We start from the raw sequence: 24573 nt of genomic DNA, 5'->3' as shown, positions 1-24573 counted from the left end.
GACGTTGCGATCTGCGTCACGGGAAGGGCAGCAGACCCTCGACCGCGCCGTCGGCGCTGGTCAGCGTGTAGTGCAGCCCGCCATCGGTTGGCGTCGTCGACGGCCGGTCGAGGATCGGCACCGTGAACACCAGCTTGCCGTCCTTCTGGCTGCGCAACGGGGCGCCGAACATATAGTCCCGCTCGCCGGCGACGAAGAAGTCGGCCGCTTCCGGATCGCCCGGGAAGCTCGCTTCGACGACCAGCGTCTCATGGTCGCCCGGCAGCACGTTGACGCCGAAATCGGGCCGTGGCGGCGACGGCAGCGCCGCGAATGCCGCCTTCACCTGCGCCGCGTCCTTGGCATTGTCCGCGTCGGAAGCCGGGTCGATGGTCAGTCGCGTCTGCACGGGAATGCAGATCGTCTCGCAGATGCCGAGGAAGACATCGGCCACGATGATGGCCGGCTGGTCGGCGGCCGACAGCGTGAAGGTCACCGGCAGCGACACCGGATGGTCGTAGCCGGCCCATTTGCCGTAGCCGTCGTCATGGCGCTGCGGCGGCGGAAACGAGAAGGCGGCGCTCGCCACGTTGGTGCTCGGCGAAATGTCGATCTGCGGCGGCACGCCGGCATCGCCAGGGTCGCGCCAATAGGTTTTCCAGCCGGGCTTCAGCGCAATGTCGAGCACGCCCTGCACGTGCCCGGCCTCGTCGGGCTTGCCGCTGGTGACGAGCCGCACCTGGCCGCCTTCGCTGTTGTACCAGATCGAGGAGGAGGCCGAGGCGGGAATGCTCGTTCCCAATCCAAAGGCGGAGCAGAGCAGCAGGATCTTCAAGCTTTGCATGGCGGTGATTTGATCGTCAGTTCATGGCTGCGCAATGATTTCATCAGCCATTCGGTATCATATTTGCGTGACATCGTGCGCGTGCCAAAAAGCGCGCGGCGCAATCGGCAGCGGCACGCCGGCCGCAAATCGCGCGCGGCGCATCTTTCCGACGCCCGGGAAACGCGTTACCCTCCCATCCATGGACTTGTTGCGCCACAAGAAGACGGCCGCCGGACGCGGCTTTCTCGACGATCAGTTCCTGATTGCCATGCCCGGCATGAAGGACGACCGCTTCACGCGCTCCGTCATCTACATCTGCGCCCACAGCGACGAGGGCGCGATGGGCCTGATCATCAACCAGACGCAGCAGATGCTGTTTCCGGATCTTTTGGTGCAGCTCGGCATCATGAACGAGCAGGAGGCGATCCGCTTGCCGGCGCATGCGCGCGATTTCGTCGTGCGCAACGGCGGGCCGGTGGACCGCAGCCGCGGCTTCGTCCTGCATTCCGGCGACTACCGGGTGGAATCCTCGCTCAGCGTTTCCGACGACATCTGCCTGACCGCCACCGTCGACATATTGCGCGCCATCTCGTCCGGCCGCGGTCCCCGCCATGCGCTGATGGCGCTCGGCTATTCCGGCTGGGGCGCAGGCCAGCTCGAAAGCGAGATCGCCGAGAATGGCTGGCTGACCTGCCCGGCGACACCGGAGCTTCTGTTCGACGCCGACATCGAGCGCAAATACGACCGCATCCTCGCCTCGATCGGCATCGATCTCGCGCATCTCAGCCTGGCCGCCGGCCACGCCTGATCAGGCCTGCGTCAGCGGATACTGTTCCTTCAGCGTCTTCAGCACCTGGTCGCCGGGCATCGGCGCGCCGAACATGAAGCTCTGCACATATTCGCAGCCCATCTGGCGCAGCTCCAGCGCATCGCTTTCGTCCGAGATGCCTTCCGCCACGACGGACAGGCCAAGCTCGTGCGCCATGTTGACCATGGACTTCAGCAGCACGGCGCGTTTCGGCGTCGCGTCGTCGACGAAGCTCTTGTCGATCTTGATCGTGTCGAAGGGGAAGCGCGTCAGGTAGGACAGCGAGGAATAGCCGGTGCCGAAATCGTCGAGCGACAGCCCGATGCCGAGCTGCTTCAGCTTGGTCAGCACATGCGAGGTCTGCTCGGGATTGTCCATCACCAGCGATTCGGTGAGCTCGAGGCGGAAGCAGCGCGGCTTCAGATTGGCGCGCGCGATGACCGAGCGCACGTCGCTGACCAGGTCGCGGCGGATCAGCTGGCGGCTGGAGAGGTTGACCGAAACCGACAGCGGCGCGTCGCCGATCTGCTTCTGCCAGGTCGCCAGGTCCTCGGCCGCCTGCTGCATGGCGAACAGGCCGAGCTGCACGATCAGCCCGCAATTCTCGGCGACGGGAATGAAATCCGCCGGCGGGATCATGCCGCGGCGCGGATGGTCCCATCTGAGCAGCGCCTCGAAGCCGGCGACGCTGCCGTCCTCCAGCCGCACGATCGGCTGGTAGGCGAGGGTGAATTCACGCCGTTCGATGGCGCGGCGCAGGTCGGATTCGAACTGCAGCCGGTCCGTGCCGACGGTGCGGAAGGCTGGCCGGAACGGTTCGATCCTGTCGCCGCCGAAGCGCTTGGCCTGGTGCATGGCGAGCTCGGCGTCCTTGACCATGTCCTCGGACGAGGTCTGCGCCGTCGTCCAGGTGATCAGCCCGATCGAGGCGGTCAGCACGATCTCGCGCTTGGCGAAGGTGATCGGGTTGTTGATCGCATGCTTGATGGCGTCCGCCACCGCGGCGATGCGGGCCGGATCCTGTTCCGACAGCAGCATCAGCGCGAACTGGTCGCCGGCAAAGCGCGACAGCGAATCCTTCGGCTTCAAGAGCCGGTGCAGACGGCGCGCAATGGTGAGCAGGATGGTGTCGCCGGCCGAGATGCCGAGGCCGTCATTGACCTGCTTGAAGCGGTCGATGTCGATGACGAAGACGGTCGGCCGCACCTTGTCTTCGGTGCGGGCGATCGAGATGATCGCCTCCAGCCGGTTCATGAACAGTTCGCGGTTCGGCAGGCCGGTCAGATTGTCGTGCACGGCGTCGTGCAGCAGCCGTTCCTCGGATTTTTTCTGCTCGGTCACGTCGACCATGGTGCCGACGCAGCGGATCACCTCGCCGTCCGAGCCGATCACTGGGCGGGCGCGCAGCGCGAACCAATGATAGTGGCCGTCGGCGCCGCGCAGGCGGAAATTCTGCGCCACCCGGCCGCGACGATGCTCCAGCACAACGTCGAGCGTGGTGCGGAAGGTGTCGCGGTCGTCGGCATGCAGCACCGGCAGCCAGTTGCGGGCCGCCCCGCCAAGGCTGTTGGGGGCAAGGCCAAGTTGCAGGCTGACATCTGGCTTGGTGACGACACGGTCGCGCAGCACGTCCCAGTCCCAGACGATGTCGCCCGATCCGGCGACGGCGAGCGCCTGCCGTTCGAGATCGGAGAACAGGCCCTGATGGGCGCCACCGCCGGCGAAGGCGTGCTGCATGACGGTGAAGCCGATCAGAAGGATGATCAGGATCAGGCCGCCGCCCAGCGCTGGCTGGGCGATATCGTTGTCGAGCATGCCGGTGATCGCCATCCACGACCCGCATAGCCACAGCAAGACCATAACCCAACTCGGCACCAGCATGATCGCACGGTCATAGCCACGAATGCCGAGGAAGATGATCAGGCCGAGCCCGGTAAGCGCGGTTGCCGCGAACGAGATGCGGGCGATGCCGGCCGCCACCGCCGGATCGATGATGGCGACGCCGGCGATCAAGAGCAGACCGAGGATCCAGACCAGCGCGCCGTAGCTGAAATGGCCGTGCCATCGGTTGAGGTTGAGATAGGCGAACAGGAACACAACGAAGGTCGCCGCCAGCGCCACCTCCGTTCCGGCGCGCCACATCTGCTCATTGCCGGGCGATATCTCGATGATCTTGTTGAGGAAGCCGAAATCGACGCAGATATAGGCAAGCACCGCCCAGGCAAGCGCGGCCGTCGCCGGGAACATCGAGGTGCCCTTGACGACGAACAGGATGGTCAGGAACAGCGCTAGCAGGCCGGCGATGCCGATGACGATGCCGCGGAACAGCGTGTAGGAATTGACCGAGTCCTTGTAGGATTCCGGATCCCAGAGGTAGACCTGCGGCAGTTTCGGCGAGGCAAGCTCGGCGACGAAGGTGACCACAGTGCCGGGGTTCAGCGTCACCCGGAAGACGTCGGCATCGGGGCTGGTCTGGCGGTCGAGCGCGAAGCCTTCGCTGGGCGTGATCGCGGCGATACGTGTCGCGCCGAGATCGGGCCAGAAGATGCCGGAATTCACCAGCCGGAAATGCGGCGCCACGATCAGCCGGTCGAGTTGTTGGTCGGTGGTGTTGGCGAGCGCGAACACGGCCCAGTCGCCACTCGATCGCGAATCCTTCGCTTCCACCTCGATGCGCCTTACGATGCCGTCGGGGCCGGGGGCTGTCGAGACCTGGAAATTCTCGCCTTGATTCGGGTACAGATCGAAGGCGCGCGAGAGGTCGAGCGCCACGTCGTCGCGGGCGATCTTGATCGGCTCGACGGCGAACGCCGGCGAGGCTGCGCAGAGCGCAACGACCATCGCCAGGACAAGGGCGAGCAGCGACGCGAATCGCGAAAAATTCGTCAACAATCAGCCCTTCGTTCCAGCGCCCGGCGGATCGTCCGCGATCCGGGCGTAGAGGTAATGATCCTGCCAGATACCATTGATCCTGAGGTAGGATCGCAGAAGTCCTTCGCGCCGGAATCCGGCTTTTTCAAGCACGCGGATCGACCGGGCGTTGTCGGGAATACAGGCCGCTTCGATCCGGTGCAACCTCAGCGTATCGAAGGCGAAGCGCGACACCAGCTTGACCGCCTCGGTCATCAGGCCGCGGCCGCCATAGCGCTCGCCGATCCAGTAGCCGATATGGCCGCTTTGCGCGACGCCATGGCGGATGTTGCCGAGGGTGATGCCGCCGGCGAGCTTGCCGCTCGACTTCTCGAAGATGAAGAAGGCGATCGCGGTGCCTTGCGCGTAATCCTCGCGATAGCGGCTGATGCGCAGCCGCCATGCCGTGCGGTCGAGCTCGTCCGGCGTCCAGCGCGGCTCCCACGGCTCCAGGAAGGCGCGGCTTTCACCGCGCAGCGTCGACCAATCACGATAGTCGTTGGTCAGCGGCACGCGCAGCGTGACCTTGTCGCCCTTCAGTGCCGGCAGGTCGCGGCGAAAGAAAGGGAGCGCGAACATGGCGCTTGAGCAGGACTAGACGGCGAGCTTGCGGGCCGTCGTCTGCGGACCCGAAAGCGAATCGAGAATCGCCTCATAGGGCGCCAGCGTCCCCACGGGTCCGACGGCGGTGAGCGTCGGCTTGGTCGAAAACAGCCGCGACGAGAGATCGGTCAGCCGCTCGGTGGTGAGCGCCGCCAGCCGTTCCATCAGCTCTTCCTTGGCGATCGGCCGGCCGAACAGCAGCAATTGCCTGGCGATCTGCGAGGCGCGGCTGGCCGGGCTTTCGGCCGACATGATCAAACCGGCGCGGTATTGCGCGCGCGCCCGGTCGAGCTCCTCCTGCAGGATGTTCTCGCCGGCCTTCTGCAATTCGTCGATGATGACCGGCACCAGCTTGGCGATATCGCTCTGCCCTGTCGCGGCGTGCACGCCGAATATGCCGGTGTCGGAAAAGCCCCAGTGGAACGCGTAGACCGAGTAGCACAGGCCGCGTTTCTCGCGCACCTCCTGGAACAGCCTCGACGACATGCCGCCGCCGAGGATCATCGACAGCACCTGCGAGGCATAGAAATCGCGCACATGGTAGGCGCGGCCCTCGAAGCCGAGCACGATCTGCGCGTCCATCAGGTCGCGATCCTCGCGGAAGTCGCCGCCGACATATTGCGCGTATTGCGGAATGCTGCTCTCGGCCTTGGCGCGGAAGCCGCCGAGCCGCTTCTCCACCTCGCGCACGAAATTGTCGTGCTTGATGTCGCCGGCGGCCACGACCACCATGCGCTCGGCGCCGTACTGGCGCTCGATGAAATTGTGCAGCTGCTTGGAGGTGAAGGATTTGACCGTTTCCGGCGTGCCGAGGATCGAGCGGCCGATCGTCTGGTGGCGGAAGGCGGTTTCGGTGAAGCGATCGAAGACGATATCGTCGGGCGTGTCGTGCGCGGCGCCGATCTCCTGCAGGATCACATGCTGTTCGCGCTCCAGTTCTTCAGGGTCGAATTCGGACTCCTGCAGGATGTCTGCCAGGATGTCGACCGCCAGCGGCACGTCGTCGGAGAGCACCCTGGCGTAATAGGAGGTGGTCTCGACGCTGGTGGCGGCGTTGATCTCGCCGCCGACATTCTCGATTTCCGAGGCGATCTCGAAGGCGGTGCGCCTTTTCGTGCCCTTGAAGGCCATATGCTCGAGCAAATGGGCCATTCCGTGCTCTTCCTCACGCTCATTGCGTGCGCCCGACTTGACCCAGGCACCGAGGGCAACGGATTCGAGGCTTGGAAGGGTTTCGGTTGCGACTGTCAGGCCGTTCGACAGACGGCTTACCTCAACACCCATATGGCAAGTACTCCTTAACGCGCCGCCCGCGTGTGGCGTCCGACGTAATCTTCCACCATTTTCAGGTCGGAGGGAAGTACCGTGTATTTTTCGTCGGCTGTCATCAATGCGCCCAGCCATGCCGGCAGGGCCGGCGTGATGCCGCTGGCGGCCTCGACCGCGGCCGGGAACTTGGCTGGATGGGCGGTGCCCAGCACCACCATGGGGACTGCGCCATCGACCTTGCCGGCGGCAACGTGCACGGCCGCCGCCGTGTGCGGGTCGAGCAGATAGTTGCTCGCCGCGAGCGTCGAACGGATGGTGGCGGCGACCTCGTCGACACTTGAACGGCCGGCGTCGAATTCGGCGCGGATCTTCGCGATTTCGCCCGCCTCGATGGTGAAGGCGCCGGACTGCTTCAGCCCGTTCATGTAGCGCCGCACGGTCTCGGCATCGCGGCCGGCCGCCTCGAACAGCAGGCGCTCGAAGTTCGACGACACCTGGATGTCCATCGACGGCGAGGTCGTGGCGAACACGCCCTTGGTGCGGTATTCGCCGCTCGCCAGCGTGCGCGCCAATATGTCGTTGTCATTGGTGGCGATGATCAGCCGATCGATCGGCAATCCCATTCTTTTCGCGGCATAACCGGCGAAGATATCGCCGAAATTGCCGGTCGGCACGGTAAACGACACCGGCCGGTCGGGCGCGCCGAGCGACAGCGCCGAGGAGAAATAATAGACGATTTGGGCCATGATGCGTGCCCAGTTGATCGAATTGACGCCCGACAACGAGACCCGGTCGCGAAAACCGTGGTCGTTGAACATGTCCTTCACCAGGCCCTGGCAATCGTCGAAATTGCCTTCGATCGACAGTGCATGCACGTTCGCCGCGCTTGACGTCGTCATCTGCCGCTGCTGCACCGGCGAGACCTTGCCGTGCGGGAAAAGGATGAAGATGTCGGTGCGGTCGCGGCCGGCGAAAGCATCTATCGCGGCGCCGCCGGTGTCGCCAGAGGTGGCGCCGACGATGGTGGCGCGCTGGCCGCGCTCCGCCAGCACATGGTCCATCAGCCGCGCCAGCAGTTGCATCGCGACGTCCTTGAAGGCGAGCGTCGGGCCGTGGAAGAGTTCGAGCACGAAAGTGTTCGCCCCGGTCTGCACCAGCGGGCAGACGGCCTCGTGACGGAAGGTGGCATAGGCCTCGCGCACCAGCCGCTCGAAGACGGGCGCCGCGATCTCGCCGCCCAGGAACGGCGTCAGCACGCGAATGGCAAGGTCGGGATAGGCGAGGCCGCGCATGGCGCCGATGTCGGCGGCGGAAAACTGCGGCCATTCGCGTGGCACATAGAGCCCGCCGTCGCGGGCCAGCCCGGCCAGCACCGCGTCGGAAAATCCAAGCACGGGCGCGTCCCCGCGGGTACTCACATATTGCATCGTCACAAGTCCATTGCAGCCGGCGGGTTCATCCACCGCCAATTGGTTAATTTTCCGAGCCGGCTCAGTCGCATTTTCGCCGCGCCGTTGATATACGTCACCAGCTTTGCGAGAGGGAAGTGGAGTTCATGGCGTTTCATTCGGTCAACCGTCGTTTTGTCGCGGGTCTGGCGCTTGCCGGCTTTATGCTTGCCGCCGCCGGCTGCCAATCGAGCGACAATGGCATACTGAGCTTTGGTCTGGGCAAGAAGGACACCCAGGCGCCACCGCCGCCGCAGGACCCCAAGGTGCTTGCCAGCCAGTTGGAGGCCTATTGCCCGAAAGTGACGCTGCGCGACGGCACCGCCTACTTCAACACCTATGCCAAGGGCGGCGCCAAGCCCAGGAAGAAGGCCGACGCCGCGCAGGACGCCGAGGCCGCCGCCGCCCAGACCGCGCCTGATGGCACTATTGTCGATCCCGATCGCGATCCCGCCAAGGTCATCTATCAGGCCTCGATCACCGACGTGACCCGCGATTGCATGCGCGCCAACGGTCAGCTGTCGATGAAGATAGCGGTGGCCGGCAAGGTCGTGCCGGGGCCGATGTTCGCGCCCGGCACCATCACCATGCCGATCCGCGTCGCGGTGATGCACGGCACCGATGTGCTCTACTCGCAGATCCACCAGTACCGGGTCCAGGTCTCCGACCCGTCGGCCGCGACGCAGTTCGTCTTCACCGACCAGAACGTCGTGGTGCCGGAACCGACCGCCAAGGACTACCAGGCCTTTGCCGGCTATGACGAAAACACGCCGAAAGCCGCGACCGACAAGGGCAAGCGGAAGAAAAAGGCCGCTCCGGCGACAAACTGAGGTGGGCTGGGGCGGACGCCTCAAGCGTCCGCCGACCATTCCGACAGCGCGGCAATCACGCTTTTCAACTCGGCCCAACGGCGGATGACCGTCTCCGCGCCGGCTTCGGTCAGCGCGTCGGCGTGGCCGGGATAGCTGTGCGCGGCGCCGGTGAAGCCGATGACGCGCATGCCGGCCGTCCTGGCGCCGGTGACGCCATGCACCGAGTCCTCGATGACGAAGGTGTTTTTCGGATCGGCGTTGAGCCTTTCGGCGGCGTAAAGGAACACGTCCGGAGCCGGCTTGGTCTTTTTGCTGGGGATGTCGAGCCCCGAAAAGATGCGGCCGGCGAAGAACGGCAGCAGCCCCACCTTCTCCAGCATGAACTCGACCCGCTCCGTGCGGGAATTCGAGCAGACGCAGCGCTGCACCGTCACCGCCGCGACCGCCTCGCGCGCGCCGTCGATGACGCGCACGTCGCTGCGCAGCTTGCGGTCGACCAGCTCTTCGGCGCGGCCGATCAGCGAGGCCTGGAACGGGATGGCGGATTTCTCCTCGACCCGCATCATGATGTCCTTGAAGGTCAGTCCGGCATAGGTCTCGGCCAGTTCCTCGGCCGAGATCTCATACCCGGCCGAGGTCAGGAGCTCGGCCTCGATGCGCGCGGCGATGATTTCGGAATCGACGAGCACGCCGTCGCAATCGAAGATGACAAGGTCTGGCTGGGGCATGGCAATCCGGAACGCGGGAGAAAGCTGGCCTGATACGGCTCAGGCGGCGCGGCATACACCAAGCGGCCGGGCTTCGCAAATTCACGGCAGGTCTCGACCGGGGCAGTCCCGCCCTTCACCGAATATTTACGCTGATCGGTAACCATAACGGACAGTAAACAGTAACGCGTGCCTTGGGTGTAAAAATGTCAGCCGTGCGTCTTCTCGACGAGCTCTCCCGCGCTCCCCAGCAATCCGAATGGCTGGACACCATCCTCAAGGGCGACTGCATCGCGGCCCTCGAGCGGCTGCCCGAAAAGTCCATCGACGTCATTTTCGCCGATCCGCCCTATAACCTGCAGCTCGATGGCGACCTGCACCGGCCCGACCAGTCCAAGGTCGATGCCGTCGACGACGACTGGGACCAGTTCGAGAGTTTCGAGGCCTATGACGCCTTCACCCGCGCCTGGCTGCTGGCGGCGCGGCGCGTGCTGAAGCCGAACGGCACCATCTGGGTCATCGGCTCCTATCACAACATCTTCAGGGTCGGCGCCAAGATGCAGGATCTCGGCTTCTGGATCCTCAATGACGTCGTCTGGCGCAAGACCAACCCGATGCCGAACTTCCGCGGCCGCCGCTTCCAGAACGCGCATGAGACGATGATCTGGGCCTCGCGCGATCAGAAGGCCAAGGGCTACACCTTCAACTACGAGGCGCTGAAGGCCTCGAACGACGACGTCCAGATGCGCTCCGACTGGCTGTTTCCGATATGCACCGGCCAGGAGCGGTTGAAGAACGACAATGGCGACAAGCTGCATCCGACGCAGAAGCCGGAAGCATTGCTCGCCCGCATCATGATGGCCTCGACCAAGCCGGGTGACGTCGTGCTCGATCCCTTCTTCGGATCCGGCACCACCGGCGCGGTGGCAAAGCGCCTCGGCCGCCACTTCGTCGGCATCGAGCGCGAGCAGGCCTATATCGACGCCGCCAATGAGCGCATCGACGCGGTGCGGCCACTGGAAGGAGCCGACCTGACCGTATTGTCCGGCAAGCGCGCCGAGCCGCGCGTGGCCTTCATCAGCCTGATCGACACCGGACTGATGCAGCCCGGCGCCACCCTCTACGACGCCAAGAAACGCTGGGCGGCCAAGGTGCGCGCCGACGGCACGGTGGCGATCGGCGACAGCGCCGGCTCGATCCACAAGATCGGCGCCGAGGTGCAGGGGCTGGACGCCTGCAACGGCTGGACCTTCTGGCATTATGAGCGTAGCGGCGGCCTCACCCCGATCGACGAGCTGCGCCGCATCGCCCGCCTCGGCATGGAGCGGGCAGGGGCCTGAGATCCCGCTGTTAAAGTTGAATCAGAACTTCAGCGGATCGTCCGAAGCGATTCAAATCAGGCCCTGATCCCGTAACGCTCGAGGTCCGTCTTGAGCGTTTCGGCGTCGGTGAACAGCACCGACTGCCAGCCGGCCGCCCTGGCGCCGTCGACATTCTTCTGGCTGTCGTCGATGAACAACGTCGCGGACGGTTCGAGGCCGAACGCAGCGACATGATGATCGTAGATAGCGCGATCCGGCTTGATCTGCCGGATGTCGGCCGAAACGGTCACGCCGCGCGGACGGTTGAGGAAGTCGAAACGCTGCCGGGCTTCGGCAAGCGTATCCGAGGCAAAGTTGGTCAGCATGGTGACATCGTGGCCGGCCTCGATCAGGCCGACCATGATGGCGACGCTGTCGTCATAGGCATGCGGCACCATCTCGTGCCAATGCCGGCGGAAATTGCGAATATTCCCCGCATGGCCCGGGTATTCGCCGATCAGCAGCGCTTCGGCCTCTGCCCATGTCCGCCCGCGGTCCTGCTCGAGGTTCCAGTCATGCGTGCAGACATTGTCGAAGAACCATTTGCGTTCCTCGGCATCGGGGATCAGGCGGCTGAAGGGAAGGTCCGGGTCGTAGTGGATCAGCACCCTGCCGATGTCGAACACGATGTGGCGGATTTCGGTCATGCCTGTCCTTTCAATGCGGGCGCTGCCTTAGCGCATGTCGCCCAAAAGTGCAGCGGTTTGGGATAGCGTGTCGCGCGTGACCCGGTCACACGCGACGCGCTTTGGTCGCGCCCGGTATCGCTGCCTCGATTACCTTTTTCATGACGGTGGGCAGCGCCTCCCCGGAAATCTCATGGGCCAGCGACCAGAAATGCCCTTCCGGCGCATCACCTTTGATGTGGGCATGAAAGACTTCGAGTTCGAGCGCGAAATGGGTGAAGACATGCGCGATCCGGCCGGCGCGTCGCCAGTCAGCCGCAAACGGCGCCCCAGCCTCCGTGGTCGCGCCGTCCACCCTTGCGCTCCACGCCGTCGTCGGCACCTCGGTCATGCCGCCGAGCAGGCCTTTTTCCGGCCGCTTGCGAAGCAGGACGGCGCCATCACTGCGCTGGGCCACGAAGGCCGCACCCCGTCTGAGCGGCTTGTCGTCCTTGGGCAGGCGGACGGGGAAGCGCTCGGGATCGCCCGAGACAATGGCGCTGCAATCCGCGCGCAGCGGGCACAGCATGCAGCGCGGCCGCCGCGGCGTGCAGATCGTGGCGCCGAGATCCATCATCGCCTGAGCGAAATCGCCCGGCCGCCTTGTCGGAACCATCCGCTCGACCAGCGCGCGGATCTCGGGCTTGGCCTCGCTGAGCGGCGTCGCGATCGAATTCAGCCTGGACACAACCCGCTCGACATTGCCGTCGACGACGGCCGCCGGCCGGTCGAAGGCGATGGCCGAGATCGCCGCCGCCGTGTAGGCGCCGATCCCCGGCAACTCCCTGAGGCCGGCCTCCGTGTCCGGAAAGCGGCCGCCGCGCTGAGCGACAAGATCGGCGCAGGCCTTGAGGTTGCGCGCCCGCGAATAGTAGCCGAGCCCGGCCCAGGCTTTCATGACGTCCTCGGCGGGCGCCGCCGCCAGCGCCCGGACGTCAGGCCATTTTTCGAGGAAGGCGCGAAAATAGGCTTTGACCGCTTCGACCGTGGTCTGCTGCAGCATCACTTCCGACAGCCAAACCCGGTAGGGATCGGGCTTGGCTCCCTCCGCCAGCGCCTTGGGCGCGACGCGCCACGGCAGGTCGCGGTGATGCGCGTCGTACCAGTCAAGCAGGCGGGAGGCGACTGAAACGGCTTCGCTGCTTTCGCCGGATGCGGCCTTGCGGGTCTGGTCGTGCGATGCCATTGATCGGGTGAGCTCGGGGATTGGAGAACGCACATGGCAGGGAAAAGGCCCTACGGCAATCCCGTCCCGGTGAGCGATCTCGCAACCGAAATCCTCGATCCGGTGCTGAAGAAGCGGGCCGGCATCTCGATCGGGCTGGTGCAGTCCTGGGAGGAGATCGCCGGGCCCCGGCTAGCCGGCCGCTCTCGCCCGGAAAAGATCCAATGGCCGCGCCGCCTGCATGAGGACGATCCGTTCGAGCCGGCGCTGCTGATCATCGCGTGCGAGGGCATGGCGGCGCTCCACCTGCAGCACGAGGCAGGCGAAATCATCAATCGCGTCAATGCCTTCCTCGGCTTCAACGCCATTGGCCGCATCAAGATCGTGCAGAAGCCGGTGCTGTCCGAAAAGGCCCGGCCGAAACCGGCGCCGAGACAACTCAACGACGCCGAGAAGGCGAAGCTTTCGCGAACCGTCGGCAAGATCGAGGACGATGGCCTGCGCGCCTCGCTGGAGCGCCTCGGCGCAACCATTCTGGGGCAGAAAAGACCATAGGATTGTCGCTAATCTCGCGTATTCGTGAACGCACGCCAAAATTTGGCGATTGGAATGGGGACGGCGATGCCTTAATTCGCGCCAACTCTCGCCTTTTCTAGCCTTTGCATTGCAAAATCCAACCGATATCAGGTGATTCGCATGAACCGTCCTTTGTCTCGCAGAAACCTTCTGACCTCGCTGGCCGCCATTCCGGCGGTGGCTCTCATCGCCGCATGCAGCGACTCGGGCGAGGACGCAAAGGCCGCCGATGTGAAGCCCGCCAACCCGTCGACGCCCGCCAAGCCGGCAACGCCGGCCGCCGCAAAGGTGCCGGAAGCGCAGGGCACGGTCGACATGGCGCAGCTGCTGAAGCCGGGCGCGCTGCCCGAAAAGCAGCTTGGCAAGGACGACGCCAAGGTCACCATCGTCGAATATGCCTCGATGACTTGCCCGCATTGCGCGCACTTCAACGAAACCACCTTCCCTGAGTTGAAGACCAAGTACATCGACAGCGGCAAGGTGCGCTACATCCTGCGTGAATTTCCCTTCGACCCGAGCGCCGAGGCCGGCTTCATGCTGGCGCGTTGCGCCAAGGATAACTATTTCCCGATGGTCGACGTGCTGTTCAAGCAGCAGCCCAGCTGGGTCGGCGTCAACAACACCAAGGAAGCACTGCTGCAGATCTCCAAGCTCGCCGGTTTTACACAGGAGTCCTTTGAGGCCTGCTTGACGGACCAGAAACTTCTGGACGATGTGAGAGCAGTCCAGAAACGCGGCGCGGACGAGTTCAAGGTCGACTCGACGCCGACCTTCTTCATCAATGGAAAGACCTACAAAGGGGCGATGTCGATTGAGGAAATGTCGGCCATCATCGACCCTCTGCTCTGACGTCCAGGCCGCGCCGAAGCGGCTCGGCTTCGGCGCGCGCGCCTGTAGTGTGGGGCGGCGCGAATGAAATTTTCGCGCCTTCGCCTCCTCGGTTTCAAGTCCTTCGTCGAGCCCGGCGAGTTCGTCATCGAACGCGGGCTTACCGGCATTGTCGGGCCGAACGGCTGCGGCAAGTCGAACCTTGTCGAGGCGCTGCGCTGGGTGATGGGCGAAAGCTCCTACAAGAACATGCGCGCGTCCGGCATGGACGACGTCATCTTTTCCGGCTCGGGCACGCGGCCGGCCCGCAATACCGCCGAAGTCACGCTTTTCCTCGACAACACCGACCGTACCGCGCCCGCAGCCTTCAACGACGCCGATGAATTGCAGGTGTCGCGCCGCATCGAGCGCGAGGCGGGCTCGCTCTATCGCATCAACGGCAAGGAAGCCCGCGCCAAGGACGTGCAGCTTCTGTTCGCCGACCAGTCGACCGGCGCGCGCTCGCCCTCGATGGTCGGGCAAGGCCGCATCGGCGAGCTGATCCAGGCCAAGCCCCAGGCGCGTCGGGCGCTGCTCGAAGAGGCGGCCGGCATTTCCGGCCTGCACACGCGCCGCCACGAGGCCGAGCTCAGGCTGAAGGCCGCCGAGCAGAACCTCGAACGGCTGGATGACGTCGTCGGCGAGTTGGAGAGCCAGATCGACAGCCTGAAGCGCCAGGCGCGCCAGGCCTCGCGCTTCAAGAACCTGTCGGCCGATATCCGCAAGGCCGAGGCGACCCTCCTGCATCTGCGCTGGACGCTGGCCAAGACCCAGGAAGGCGAGGCGCGTTCCGCGCTGGCCGCCGCGACGACGCTGGTCGGCGACCGCGCCGCCGCGCAGATGGCCGCCGCCAGAGAGCAAGGCATCGGCGCCCACCGGCTGCCGGACCTGCGCGACGCCGAAGCTGCCGCGGCCGCCGCCTTCCAGCGCCTGTCGATCACCAAGACACAGATCGAGGAAGAGGCCGGCCGCATCCGCTCCCGCCAGGCCGAGCTTGAGCGCCGGCTGCAGCAGCTCGACGGCGACATCGCCCGCGAGGAGCGCATGGTGCGCGACAATGCGGACATCCTCGAGCGCCTTCGCACCGAGGAAGCCTCGCTCAACTCCGAGAACGCCGGCGCCGCCGAGCGCGAGGCCACCACCCGGGCCGCCTTCGAACAGGCCGGCGCGACGCTTTCGCAGAGCGAGGCAAAGCTTGCCGCGCTGACCGCCGAACGCGCCGAGGCGGCCGCCTCGCGCCATCAGATCGAGCGCACTTTGCGCGAGACCGCCGAACGTCGCGACCGCTTTGCCCGCCAGCTCGCCGAGGTCGATCGCGAGCTGTCCGACATCGTCGCCCGCATTTCCGGCCTGCCCGATCCGGCCGAGAAGCGGCTGCTGGTCGAGGATGCCGCGGCGCGGCTGGAAGAGAGCGAGGCCGGCGCCATTGCGGCCGAGCAGGCGGTCGCCGAGGCGCGTGGCGCCGAAAGCGCCGCCCGTCCGCCGCTACAGGACGCCAAGGCTGAGTTGCAGCGCATCGAGACCGAAGCCCGCACCCTTTCCAAGATTCTGAATGCCGCCAGTGGCGATCTTTTCCCCTCCGTGCTGGAGCAGCTCAGCGTCGAGCGCGGCTACGAGACCGCCCTTGGCGCCGCCCTCGGTGAGGATCTCGACGTGCCGCTCGACCGCAGCGCCCCCGTGCATTGGGGCGAGAGCGCCGTCCAGCCGGGCGACGCCGCGCTGCCCGAAGGCGTGAAGAGCCTTGCCAGCGTGGTGCGAGCGCCGTCCCAGCTTGCCCGCCGGCTGGCGCAGATCGGCATTGTCGAGGCCGCCGACGGCCGTCGTCTGCAGGCGCTGCTCGCGCCAGGCCAGCGGCTGGTCAGCCGCGACGGCGCGCTGTGGCGCTGGGACGGCTTGACCGCCAGCGCAGACGCGCCGACCGCCGCCGCGCAGCGGCTGGCGCAGAAGAACCGACTGGCCGAGCTCGACGCCGAGGCGGTGCAGGCCACCCGCATCCTGCGCGGGGCGGAGGCAGCCCTTGCCCAGGCCGAACAGGCGCTGCGCCAGGCAAGCGAGGCCGAGCGCAATGCCCGCCAGGCCGGCCGCGACGCTCAGCATGGGTTGGATGCTGCCCGCAACGCGCTTGCCGAGGCCGAGAAGGCCGGCGGCGAGCTGGTAAGCCGGCGTGCCGCGCTCGACGAGGCGCGCGCCCGCGTCGTCGACAGCCATGAGGAAACCCAGGCGGCTTTCCTGGAAGCCGAGATGCTGCTGCAGGACGCGCCCGATCTCGGCGACCTGCAGCTGCAACTCGAACAGTCCTCGACCAATGTCTCGCGCGATCGCGCCACCCTCGCCGACGCGCGCGCCGTCCATGAGGGCTTGAGGCGCGAGGCCGAGGCCCGCACCCGCCGCCTCGAAGCGATCGGCGCCGAGCGCCGCAACTGGCTGGAGCGGGCCGAGAACGCCTCGACGCAGATCGCCGCTCTTGGCGAGCGCAGGGCGGAAGCCGAGGCCGAGCGCGAGCGGCTGGCCGACGCTCCGGACGAGATCGACGCCAAGCGTCGCGCGCTGCTGTCGCAATTGACCGAGGCGGAGACTCTGCGCCAGGCGGCGGCCGACCGTTTGCAGGAAGCGGAGAACCGGCAGGCCGAGCTCGAGAAGGCCGCGACCGCAGCGATTCAGTCGCTGGCCGAGGCGCGCGAAACCCGTGTCCGCGCCGAGGAGCGGCTGACGGCCGCCGATGAGCGGCGGCTGGAGGTCGAGGCGCGTATCCAGGAGACGCTGAACACGCCGCCGCACCTGGTCATCCGCCACACCGGTCTGGAAGCCGATGACCCGATGCCCGAAATGGCCGAGGTCGAGCGCCAGCTCGACCGGTTGAAGGTCGAGCGCGAGCGGCTCGGCGCCGTCAACCTGCGCGCCGAGGAAGAGCAAAAGGAGCTGTCCGACCGGCTGGAGACCATCGTTTCCGAGCGCGAGGACATCATCGAGGCGATCCGCAAATTGCGGCAGGCGATCCAGAGCCTCAACCGGGAAGGGCGCGAGCGGCTGCTGTCGGCCTTCGAGGTGGTCAACGGCCATTTCCAGCGCCTGTTCTCGCATCTGTTCGGCGGCGGCACCGCCGAATTGCAGCTGATCGAATCCGAGGATCCGCTGGAAGCCGGGCTCGAAATCCTTGCCCGCCCGCCGGGCAAGAAGCCGCAGACCATGACGCTGCTCTCCGGCGGCGAGCAGGCGCTGACGGCGATGTCGCTGATCTTCGCCGTGTTCCTCACCAATCCGGCGCCGATCTGCGTGCTCGACGAGGTCGACGCGCCGCTCGACGACCACAATGTCGAGCGCTTCTGCAATCTCATGGACGAGATGTCCCGCACCACAGAGACGCGCTTCGTCATCATCACCCACAACCCGATCACCATGGCCCGCATGGACCGGCTGTTCGGCGTCACCATGGCTGAGCAGGGCGTCAGCCAGTTGGTCTCGGTCGACCTGCAGGCGGCCGAAGCCATGCGCGAGGCGAGCTGAATCGCGCCAGCAACGCGCGGGCTTGCTCCGGGGTGTTGGCGAGGTCCTTAGTGGCCCGCTTGGCTGACTGTCGAGGTGCTTGTAATTGGGCTGTGCATCAGCGCGCCCTTGGTCCCAGAATACGCGCGACATGCTCCGCGATCGCCAGGCTGGACGTCAGTCCGGGGCTTTCGATGCCGAACAGATTGACCAGGCCTTCGATGCGATGGGTTGCCGGATCCTGGATGACGAAGTCGCTGTTGGCCTCGCCGGGTCCGGAGAGCTTTGGGCGAATGCCGCTATAGGCTGCCTGCAGGCTGCCGTCGGCGAGCTCCGGCCAGTATTTGCGGATGGCATCATAGAAGCGCTCGCCGCGCGCAGGGTCGACGCGGTAGTCGAGCCTGTCCGTCCATTCGACATCCGGCCCGAAGCGCGCCGTGCCGGCGAGGTCGAGCGTCAGATGGACGCCGAGCCCGCCGGGTTCGGGCACGGGATAGACAAGCCGCGAGAACGGCGCGCGCCCGGCCACCGAAAAATAATTGCCCTTGGCGTAGCGAAGCGTGGGCAGGAACTGCCGGTCGAACCCGTCGAGCGAGGCGGCAAGCGCCACCGCGCCGAGACCGGCTGCGTTGATCAGGTGTGAGGCGGCGATCTCGAAACGCTCGCCGCTTGCGCTGTCCATCGTCTCGAGGACGATGCCGCCGCCGGCGCCGATCCGACCGGAAACGATGCGCGTGTTGAGCGACAGCATGGCGCCGTTCTCTTCGGCCTCGCCGAGCAGGGCGAGCATCAAAGCGTGGCTGTCGATGATGCCGGTGGAGGGCGACAGCAATGCCTTGGTGCAATGCAGCGCCGGCTCCAGCGTTTGCGCCTCGGCTGCGGAGAGAAACCGCAGGTCGTCAACGCCGCAAGCGGCGGCATTGGCGCGAATGGAGGCAAGCACCGGCTCCTGTGCCTCGTCGGTTGCGACGATGAGCTTGCCGCAGCGCCGGTGCGGGATCGACCGCTCCGCGCAGTAGCGGTACAGAAGCTCGCGCCCGTCAACGCAGTACCGCGCCTTCAGTGACCCCCTTGGGTAGTATATGCCGGCGTGGATGACCTCCGAATTTCGCGAGCTCGTCTCGGTGCCGATGGCGTCGGCGGCTTCGAGGATCAGCGTGTCGAGGCCTTGTGCGGCCATGGTGCGCGCAACCGCCAGGCCGATGACGCCGGCGCCGGCGACGATGCAATCGACCTGTTCCATGCCCCCGTCCATTTTGGTTGCGCAAGCGGCGCCTCACAGCCTTCAAGGATCATAGGCTTGTTGTCCAGTGCCGGCGATCATGCGCCTGGCCGCGGCATTGGGGTGGTGCGAAGCAGCGTTGGGAACTGCATGGCGCTATCGATCATGACAGAGCGGCTCTTGCGGCCGCCTGCCGCCATGATGCATCAAGCCTCTCAAATGCGAGGCGGAACCTTGGACTTCTCATCACAGAGACGGTCTGTTTGGCCCGCACGCCTGCAGACAGGAGCCAGCATGGACGCCCAACCCAATTCCCCTGAAGCCCGCGACATCCGCTACCACCTGCATGCCTACACCAATGCCCGCAAGCATCAGGAAACGGGTCCGCTGGTCATCGAAAAGGGCGACGGCATCTATGTCGAGGACATTGCCGGCAACCGCTATATCGAGGCGATGGCAGGGCTGTGGAGCGTCGCGGTCGGCTTCTCGGAAAAGCGCCTGGTCGAGGCCGCGACCCGGCAGATGTCGAAGCTGCCTTTCTATCATGACTTCGGATCGAAAGCGCATTCGCCGCTGATCGACCTGGCCGAGAAGCTGGTGCAGATGGCGCCGGTGCCGATGAGCAAGGCCTATTTCACCAATTCCGGCTCCGAGGCCAACGATACGGCGCTCAAGATGATCTGGTACCGCTCGAACGCGCTCGGTCAGCCGGCGCGCAAGAAGATCATCAGCCGCAAGCGCGGCTACCACGGCGTCACCATAGCCGCGGCAAGCCTGACCGGGCTGCCGAACAACCATCTCTCCTTCGACCTGCCGATCGCCAATGTGCTGCACATATCGACGCCGCACCATTGGCGCGACGCCAGGCCGGGCGAGAGCGAGGAGCAGTTCTCGAGCCGTCTTGCCGACGAGTTGGAGAGCCTGATCCTTGCCGAGGGACCGGAGACCATTGCCGCCTTCTTCGGCGAGCCAATCATGGGCGCCGGCGGCGTCGTCGTACCGCCTGCCTTCTATTGGGAGAAGGTCCAGGCCGTGCTGTCGAAATACGACATCCTGCTCGTTGCCGACGAGGTCATCTGCGGCTTCGGCCGGACCGGCGAGATGTTCGGCTCGCAGGCCTTCGGCATCAAGCCCGACATCATGGTCCTGTCGAAGCAGATTTCGTCCTCATACCTGCCGATCTCGGCCCTGCTCATCAACGACAAGGTGTTCGAGCCGATAGCCGACGAAAGCAATCGCATCGGCACCTTCGGTCATGGCTTCACCGGTGGCGGCCATCCGGTCGCGGCAGCGGTCGCGCTTGAGAATGTGAAGCTGATCGAGGAGCGCGACCTTGTCGGCAATGCGCGCAGGGTCGGCGCGCATTTGCAGGCGCGGCTGCGCAAGCTCGCCTCGCATCCGCTGGTCGGCGAGGTGCGCGGCGTTGGTCTGATCGCCGCCGTCGAGCTGGTCGCCGACAAGGCGAGCAAGGCGCCATGGGGCAAGCCTGCCGCTCTCGGTGCGCTGGTCAACGGGTTGCTGCAGCAGAATGGCGTCATCTCGCGCAACATGGGCGACGCCATCGCCTTTTGCCCGCCGCTGATCATCACCGAGCCTCAGGTCGATACGCTGGTCGATGCGTTCGAGCGGTCGCTCGATGCCGCCCTGCCGCAAGTTCATGCGCAAGGCTGAAAACGGGCCGCTCAAAGCGACAAGTCGCTGATGTCTCGTGCTGTTGGTTTGGCTGGGGCGCCAGGATTCGAACCTGGGAATGTCGGTACCAAAAACCGATGCCTTACCACTTGGCGACGCCCCAACAGCCGCAACGTGCCGTTGCGCGCGGCCTTATAGGACGAGCCGGCGCAAAGCTCAATGCTCGGACAGGTCTCATCCAAGGTAATCTTGCCGCATGTTTCGCCGTCGACTGACCGGCGCGCCTGTCCGAGGGGCGGCCCGAGGACCGGTCAGTTTGCGTCTATTCGCCCCAGACGGCCAGCTCGTTGCCGGCCGGATCGGTGAAATGGAAGCGTCGTCCGCCTGGAAACGAGAAGATCGGCTTGACGATGGCGCCGCCGGCATTCTCGACCGCCGCAAGCGTTTCCTCCAGCGCCTCCGAATAGAGCACCGGCAGCGGCTTCGCGGCGGCTTCGCCGGCATCGGCCTGGAAACCACCGTCCAGCCCCTCGGCAAAGGCCGAATAGGTCGGCCCGTAGTCGGTGAACGACCAGCCGAGCGCGGCGCTGTAGAAGGCTTTCACGCTATCCAGCGTGCCGCCGGTCGCCGGCAGTTCCAGATAGTCGAGCTTCCCGGTCAGTTTCATGGCGCAACTCCTTACTATGTTCTTGTTGTGTTCTATTACGCCAAGCGTCGTCCTGCAAGTCCGTCCGGGGCAGTCGACGATCCTGACGTCTTTCTCGATGCCAAGCCATTTCAGGCGCGTCGTGTTGACGTCGGCCGTGCTCGATCGCCGCGCAAGTCCGTGGACCTAATACCCCTTTGCCAGCAGGAGTTCCGCCAGATAGGCGCCGTCCTGTCCGGTGATGCCGGTTATCAATGCTGTCTTTGTCATCAATGCTCTCGGTGTGTCTGATGTTTGCCCCGTCCCAGCCCCTGTGTGTGTAGTTTTTGCCCGCCAACCCTGCGAGCCAATGAATTGTCAGGTGCGACCGCATACGTCGTCGAACCGCACGATGTCATCCTCGCCGAGATAATCGCCGCTCTGGACTTCGATGATCACCAGGTCGATCTTGCCCGGGTTCTCGAGCCGATGCTTGTGGCCGCACGGGATGTAGGTCGACTGGTTGGTCGCCAGGAACAGCTCCTCGTCGCCATTGAAGATCTTTGCCGAGCCGCTGACCACGACCCAGTGCTCCGAGCGATGGTGGTGCATCTGCAGGCTCAACCGCCGGCCAGGCTTCACCTCGATGCGTTTTATCTTGAAGCGCTCGCCTTCCTCCAGAACCGTGTAGGTGCCCCACGGCCGGTGCACGGTGCTGTGAAGCAAATGCGCTTCATGTCCGGAAGCCTTGAGGGATTCGAACAGTTTCTTGACGTCCTGGACGCGGTCGCGGGCTGCCACCAGCAATGCGTCCGGGGAATCGACGATCACCAGGTCGCTGACGCCGACCGTGCCGATAAGGCGTTTGTCGGAGCTGACGTAGCTGCCCGCGGTGTCGACCATGCGAACGTCGCCGCGAATTCGATTGCCGCTCTGGTCGGGGGCGACCAGTTCGGCCATCGCGTTCCACGATCCGATGTCGTTCCATTCCATGTCGCAGGGAACGACGGCCAGGTTTTGCGCCTTTTCCATCACCGCATGGTCGAGTGAAATGCGCGGCGCCACGGCGAAATGCTCCGCCGAGAGTTCGATGTTCGCAAAGCCTTCGCCCCGGCTGATCCGCTGTCCTCATAGCTGGCGAGAACGGCCTCGATCACCGCGGGACAATGCTTGGCCATTTCTTCGAGCATGACCCGTGCTTGGAAACAGAAGATGCCGGCGTTCCAGGAAAAGCGCCCGGACGCGACATAGGCCCTGGCGGTCTCCAGATCCGGCTTCTCGACGAAGCGGGCGACCTTTTCGCCGTCCGCCTCGATATAGCCGAAGGCCGTGTCCGGTCTGGTTGGGTTTATCCCCAGCGTCGCGATGCGTCCTTGCCCGGCATGTTCGATGGCCCTGGCCATGGCCGCCACGTTTCCAATCATGTGGTCCGCAGGGAAAATGCACAGAATGGCCTCGGGGCCTTGCGTTGTCCTGACGTGGATCGCGGCCGCGACCACCGCGGCGGCGGTATCGCGCCCCTTCGGCTCGAGCAGGAAGGTGCGCTGCGCAACGACGGGGTCGAGTTCGTCGAAATCGTCCGTCGTCAGGAAGAGGTGCTCCCGCGACGTCACGGTGACAAGCTCGACGACGTCCTTGATCGAGGCGGCGCGCAAGGCGGTGTGCTGGATCAGCGAATGCCCGTCCGCCACCTTGAGGAAGGGTTTGGGGTGCGACTGCCGCGAGGCGGGCCACAGGCGCGAGCCGGCTCCGCCGCTGATGATGACCGGAACGACTTTCATGAGGCGACCTCTGGGCCGGTGGATGCGAATGCCCGCGCCTTCTCCAGCGTCAGCGCCACGATCGCAGTCGCCCTGTGATAGGTCGCGGCCTCCGAATAGCAGCGCAATTCCGGCGCATTTCCGGACGGCCGCAAATGGATGATCTCACCGCTATCCATCCGCGCCCTGAGGCCGTCGGTTTCATCGATTTCGGCGACGGTACCGAACGGGGCCAGGAACTGCTGCAGCGCATCCGGGCCAGCGAGCTCGGTCATCAATTTGCGCGAGCTCTCGAGCGGGAAGTTCTCGAGGCGCTCGCTGGCGCAGAATGGAAGGTGCCAAAGCTCGCGCAAGCGCGACAGTGGTCTTTTCGTAGATGCGACGGTGCCAAGCACGGCCAGGATCGGGAGGAGCGAGTCCCGCGTCGGCAACGCGGGCAACGTCTTTCCATTCAACTGGCAATTCGACCCCAGGAGAACGCCGCCATTGGCCTCGAAGCCGATGACGACCGTGCCATCGCGGTACGCCGCTTCCATGCCGGCGATGACGAAGGGGGACCCGACCTTCGTTCTCCTCACCTCGAAACCCAGGGCATCTGAAATGCCCGAATTGGAGGTCACGGGCGTCACCACCGTATCCGCCGCGACGAAAAGAGCCGTAACCAGCCCGATCAGGTCGCCCCGGAACAGATCACCGTTCCCGTCGGCGACAAGCGGGCGGTCGGCGTCGGCGTCCGTCGACACGATGGCGTCGAGCGCGAATTCGCGGGCCCAGCCCTTCAGCTTCGCAAGCGTGCCTGCATCCACGGCTTCGGTATCGACGGGCACGAAGGTTTGGCTCTTTCCGACAGGAACTGCCTCGGCGCCGAAAGACCGAAGGACCTGCACCAGCAATTCCGCCGCGACCGAACTGTGCTGGTAGACGCCGATTCTCATTCCGGATAGCGAATCCGGCCCCAAAATGCCGTTGGCGCGCTCTAGGTAGCCGGCAACGGCTTCATCGTGATGCGATGGCCAGGCCGTTTCGGCAGGCGCCGGCGGATCGTACACGTTTGACCTTTCGGCGACATACTGCGTTATCGCAGCCTCGTCCGCTTTGTCGATCTCGCCATTCGGGCGATAGAATTTGATGCCGTTGCGGTCGGCGGGAATATGGGAGCCGGTCACCATCAGGGCGGCCGCGCCATGCTTTTGGGCATAAAGGGCAAGGGCCGGGGTGGGGATGACGCCGCAATCGATCGGTTGGAATCCGCTCGCGGCCAGTGCCGCCATGCAATTGTCGGCAATCGCGGGGCTGCTGTCGCGCTTGTCGCGGCCGACAAAGACCGGGCCGCTCGACTGCAAGCCGCTTGAAGCCAGGCGCCAGGCGAACGCCGCGGTATAGAGTCCGCTGGGCTTCCCAACCAATTCCGAGGCCAAACCTCGGACGCCGCTCGACCCGAATTTCATCATTCGCTTTTTCTGTTTGGAAAGTTAGGCCGGTAATATTGGAGTGGGGTTCGCTGTCAACAAAAAATCATACGGGCACGTCTGCTGACGTGGTTGACCGAAATCCTGGCCGCTCGATTTCGGCAGCGCCTGGATCTATCGCGCGGAATTTTAGCGGCTCTGCATTTTGCAATGTATTCCTGATGATGAGACCTATGACAGGTTGCATGGCGCTCTCCGGATACTCTCGTTGCATCCATTCTGGTGGCCTCGGAATCATTCGGTCTTTTTGACGCAGCTTTTAGTTAATCGATTTTAGCGGTTTTCCTTAATCGATTGTAGCGGCCGGCCGGCTTTGCCGACGCCTTGCCTTTCGCAGTGCAGCATCATATCGCTCGATTCGGACAGGGCGGAGCCAAGGCCACGGG

General features: G+C 65.1%; 18 protein-coding genes, 1 tRNA gene and 2 pseudogenes. 7 read left to right on the top strand and 14 right to left on the bottom strand.

Going from position 1 to position 24573, the window contains the following annotated elements; all coding sequences use genetic code 11:
- Nucleotides 1-16 precede the first annotated feature (16 nt).
- The gene (locus EN786_RS07250; protein WP_127310155.1) at nucleotides 17-823 is read right to left on the bottom strand and encodes a protein-disulfide reductase DsbD domain-containing protein; all 807 of its coding nucleotides are present in this window, start codon (nucleotides 821-823) and stop codon (nucleotides 17-19) included.
- 181 nt (nucleotides 824-1004) lie between these two features.
- On the opposite strand from EN786_RS07250, the gene EN786_RS07245 reads away from it, so the two are divergent.
- The gene (locus EN786_RS07245; RefSeq protein WP_127282495.1) at nucleotides 1005-1613 is read left to right on the top strand and encodes a YqgE/AlgH family protein; all 609 of its coding nucleotides are present in this window, start codon (nucleotides 1005-1007) and stop codon (nucleotides 1611-1613) included.
- Here the strand turns inward: EN786_RS07245 and EN786_RS07240 are convergent, their stop codons facing one another.
- From EN786_RS07240 to thrC, 4 genes are read right to left on the bottom strand one after another with little or no spacing between them, the layout of a single operon-like run.
- A complete protein-coding gene (locus tag EN786_RS07240) occupies nucleotides 1614-4502 on the bottom strand; it encodes an EAL domain-containing protein (RefSeq protein ID WP_189340471.1) in 2889 nt (962 codons plus the stop codon).
- Between the two features lie 3 nt (nucleotides 4503-4505).
- Nucleotides 4506-5102, bottom strand: coding sequence for a GNAT family protein (locus EN786_RS07235; protein WP_127282493.1), 597 nt, complete (start codon nucleotides 5100-5102; stop codon nucleotides 4506-4508).
- A gap of 15 nt (nucleotides 5103-5117) precedes the next feature.
- Nucleotides 5118-6410, bottom strand: a complete 1293-nt coding sequence (locus EN786_RS07230) for a pitrilysin family protein (protein ID WP_127282492.1) — start codon at nucleotides 6408-6410, stop codon at nucleotides 5118-5120.
- A 14-nt stretch (nucleotides 6411-6424) separates the two neighbouring features.
- Complete coding sequence (gene thrC / locus EN786_RS07225) at nucleotides 6425-7822, bottom strand: threonine synthase (protein ID WP_127310156.1); 1398 nt, start codon at nucleotides 7820-7822, stop codon at nucleotides 6425-6427.
- A gap of 128 nt (nucleotides 7823-7950) precedes the next feature.
- Here thrC and EN786_RS07220 point away from each other — a divergent pair, with 128 nt between their 5' ends.
- The gene (locus tag EN786_RS07220; protein WP_127310157.1) at nucleotides 7951-8673 is read left to right on the top strand and encodes a hypothetical protein; all 723 of its coding nucleotides are present in this window, start codon (nucleotides 7951-7953) and stop codon (nucleotides 8671-8673) included.
- A gap of 20 nt (nucleotides 8674-8693) precedes the next feature.
- Here the strand turns inward: EN786_RS07220 and EN786_RS07215 are convergent, their stop codons facing one another.
- Nucleotides 8694-9383, bottom strand: a complete 690-nt coding sequence (locus EN786_RS07215; RefSeq protein WP_127310158.1) for an HAD family phosphatase — start codon at nucleotides 9381-9383, stop codon at nucleotides 8694-8696.
- A gap of 185 nt (nucleotides 9384-9568) precedes the next feature.
- On the opposite strand from EN786_RS07215, the gene EN786_RS07210 reads away from it, so the two are divergent.
- Nucleotides 9569-10702, top strand: a complete 1134-nt coding sequence (locus tag EN786_RS07210) for a site-specific DNA-methyltransferase (protein WP_127310159.1) — start codon at nucleotides 9569-9571, stop codon at nucleotides 10700-10702.
- 56 nt (nucleotides 10703-10758) lie between these two features.
- On the opposite strand, the gene EN786_RS07205 is transcribed toward EN786_RS07210, so the two are convergent.
- Together EN786_RS07205 and mutY are read right to left on the bottom strand one after the other, a co-directional pair.
- Nucleotides 10759-11370, bottom strand: coding sequence for an HAD family phosphatase (locus EN786_RS07205; protein ID WP_127310160.1), 612 nt, complete (start codon nucleotides 11368-11370; stop codon nucleotides 10759-10761).
- 85 nt (nucleotides 11371-11455) lie between these two features.
- A complete protein-coding gene (mutY, locus tag EN786_RS07200) occupies nucleotides 11456-12574 on the bottom strand; it encodes an A/G-specific adenine glycosylase (RefSeq protein ID WP_135908109.1) in 1119 nt (372 codons plus the stop codon).
- 33 nt (nucleotides 12575-12607) lie between these two features.
- Between mutY and EN786_RS07195 the strand changes: the two genes are divergently transcribed.
- The 3 genes from EN786_RS07195 to smc all read left to right on the top strand — a co-directional run bounded on the left by EN786_RS07195 (nucleotide 12608) and on the right by smc (nucleotide 17500).
- Nucleotides 12608-13108: a DUF721 domain-containing protein gene (locus tag EN786_RS07195; protein ID WP_127310162.1), complete on the top strand. Its 501-nt coding sequence runs from the start codon at nucleotides 12608-12610 to the stop codon at nucleotides 13106-13108.
- A gap of 141 nt (nucleotides 13109-13249) precedes the next feature.
- A complete protein-coding gene (locus tag EN786_RS07190) occupies nucleotides 13250-13978 on the top strand; it encodes a DsbA family protein (RefSeq protein WP_127284006.1) in 729 nt (242 codons plus the stop codon).
- A 63-nt stretch (nucleotides 13979-14041) separates the two neighbouring features.
- Nucleotides 14042-17500, top strand: a complete 3459-nt coding sequence (gene smc / locus EN786_RS07185) for a chromosome segregation protein SMC (protein WP_135908107.1) — start codon at nucleotides 14042-14044, stop codon at nucleotides 17498-17500.
- Nucleotides 17501-17597: 97 nt separating this feature from the next.
- Here the strand turns inward: smc and EN786_RS07180 are convergent, their stop codons facing one another.
- The gene (locus tag EN786_RS07180) at nucleotides 17598-18722 is read right to left on the bottom strand and encodes an NAD(P)/FAD-dependent oxidoreductase (RefSeq protein WP_127284008.1); all 1125 of its coding nucleotides are present in this window, start codon (nucleotides 18720-18722) and stop codon (nucleotides 17598-17600) included.
- 273 nt (nucleotides 18723-18995) lie between these two features.
- Here EN786_RS07180 and EN786_RS07175 point away from each other — a divergent pair, with 273 nt between their 5' ends.
- Complete coding sequence (locus EN786_RS07175; protein WP_127284009.1) at nucleotides 18996-20372, top strand: aspartate aminotransferase family protein; 1377 nt, start codon at nucleotides 18996-18998, stop codon at nucleotides 20370-20372.
- Nucleotides 20373-20421: 49 nt separating this feature from the next.
- On the opposite strand, the gene EN786_RS07170 is transcribed toward EN786_RS07175, so the two are convergent.
- The 5 genes and pseudogenes from EN786_RS07170 to EN786_RS07150 all read right to left on the bottom strand — a co-directional run bounded on the left by EN786_RS07170 (nucleotide 20422) and on the right by EN786_RS07150 (nucleotide 24166).
- Nucleotides 20422-20496: transfer RNA gene (locus EN786_RS07170), tRNA-Gln, on the bottom strand.
- Between the two features lie 159 nt (nucleotides 20497-20655).
- On the bottom strand, nucleotides 20656-21000 hold the full coding sequence (locus EN786_RS07165; protein ID WP_127284010.1) for a VOC family protein: 345 nt from the start codon (nucleotides 20998-21000) through the stop codon (nucleotides 20656-20658).
- Between the two features lie 168 nt (nucleotides 21001-21168).
- A pseudogene (locus EN786_RS07160) lies at nucleotides 21169-21249 on the bottom strand (GDP-mannose 4,6-dehydratase); the annotation flags it as partial.
- Nucleotides 21250-21336: 87 nt separating this feature from the next.
- Nucleotides 21337-22739 (bottom strand): annotated as a pseudogene (locus tag EN786_RS39435) (mannose-1-phosphate guanylyltransferase/mannose-6-phosphate isomerase).
- A complete protein-coding gene (locus tag EN786_RS07150; RefSeq protein ID WP_127284016.1) occupies nucleotides 22736-24166 on the bottom strand; it encodes a phosphomannomutase in 1431 nt (476 codons plus the stop codon). The pseudogene EN786_RS39435 and the gene EN786_RS07150 overlap by 4 nt, the downstream one beginning before the upstream one ends.
- Between the last annotated feature and the right edge of the window lie 407 nt (nucleotides 24167-24573).

This window comes from Mesorhizobium sp. M4B.F.Ca.ET.143.01.1.1 (assembly GCF_004792275.1).
Taxonomy (GTDB): Bacteria; Pseudomonadota; Alphaproteobacteria; order Rhizobiales; family Rhizobiaceae; genus Mesorhizobium; species Mesorhizobium abyssinicae.
The sequence above is the reverse complement of the archived record's forward strand: the minus strand, read 5'-3'. Positions and strand labels throughout refer to the sequence as shown.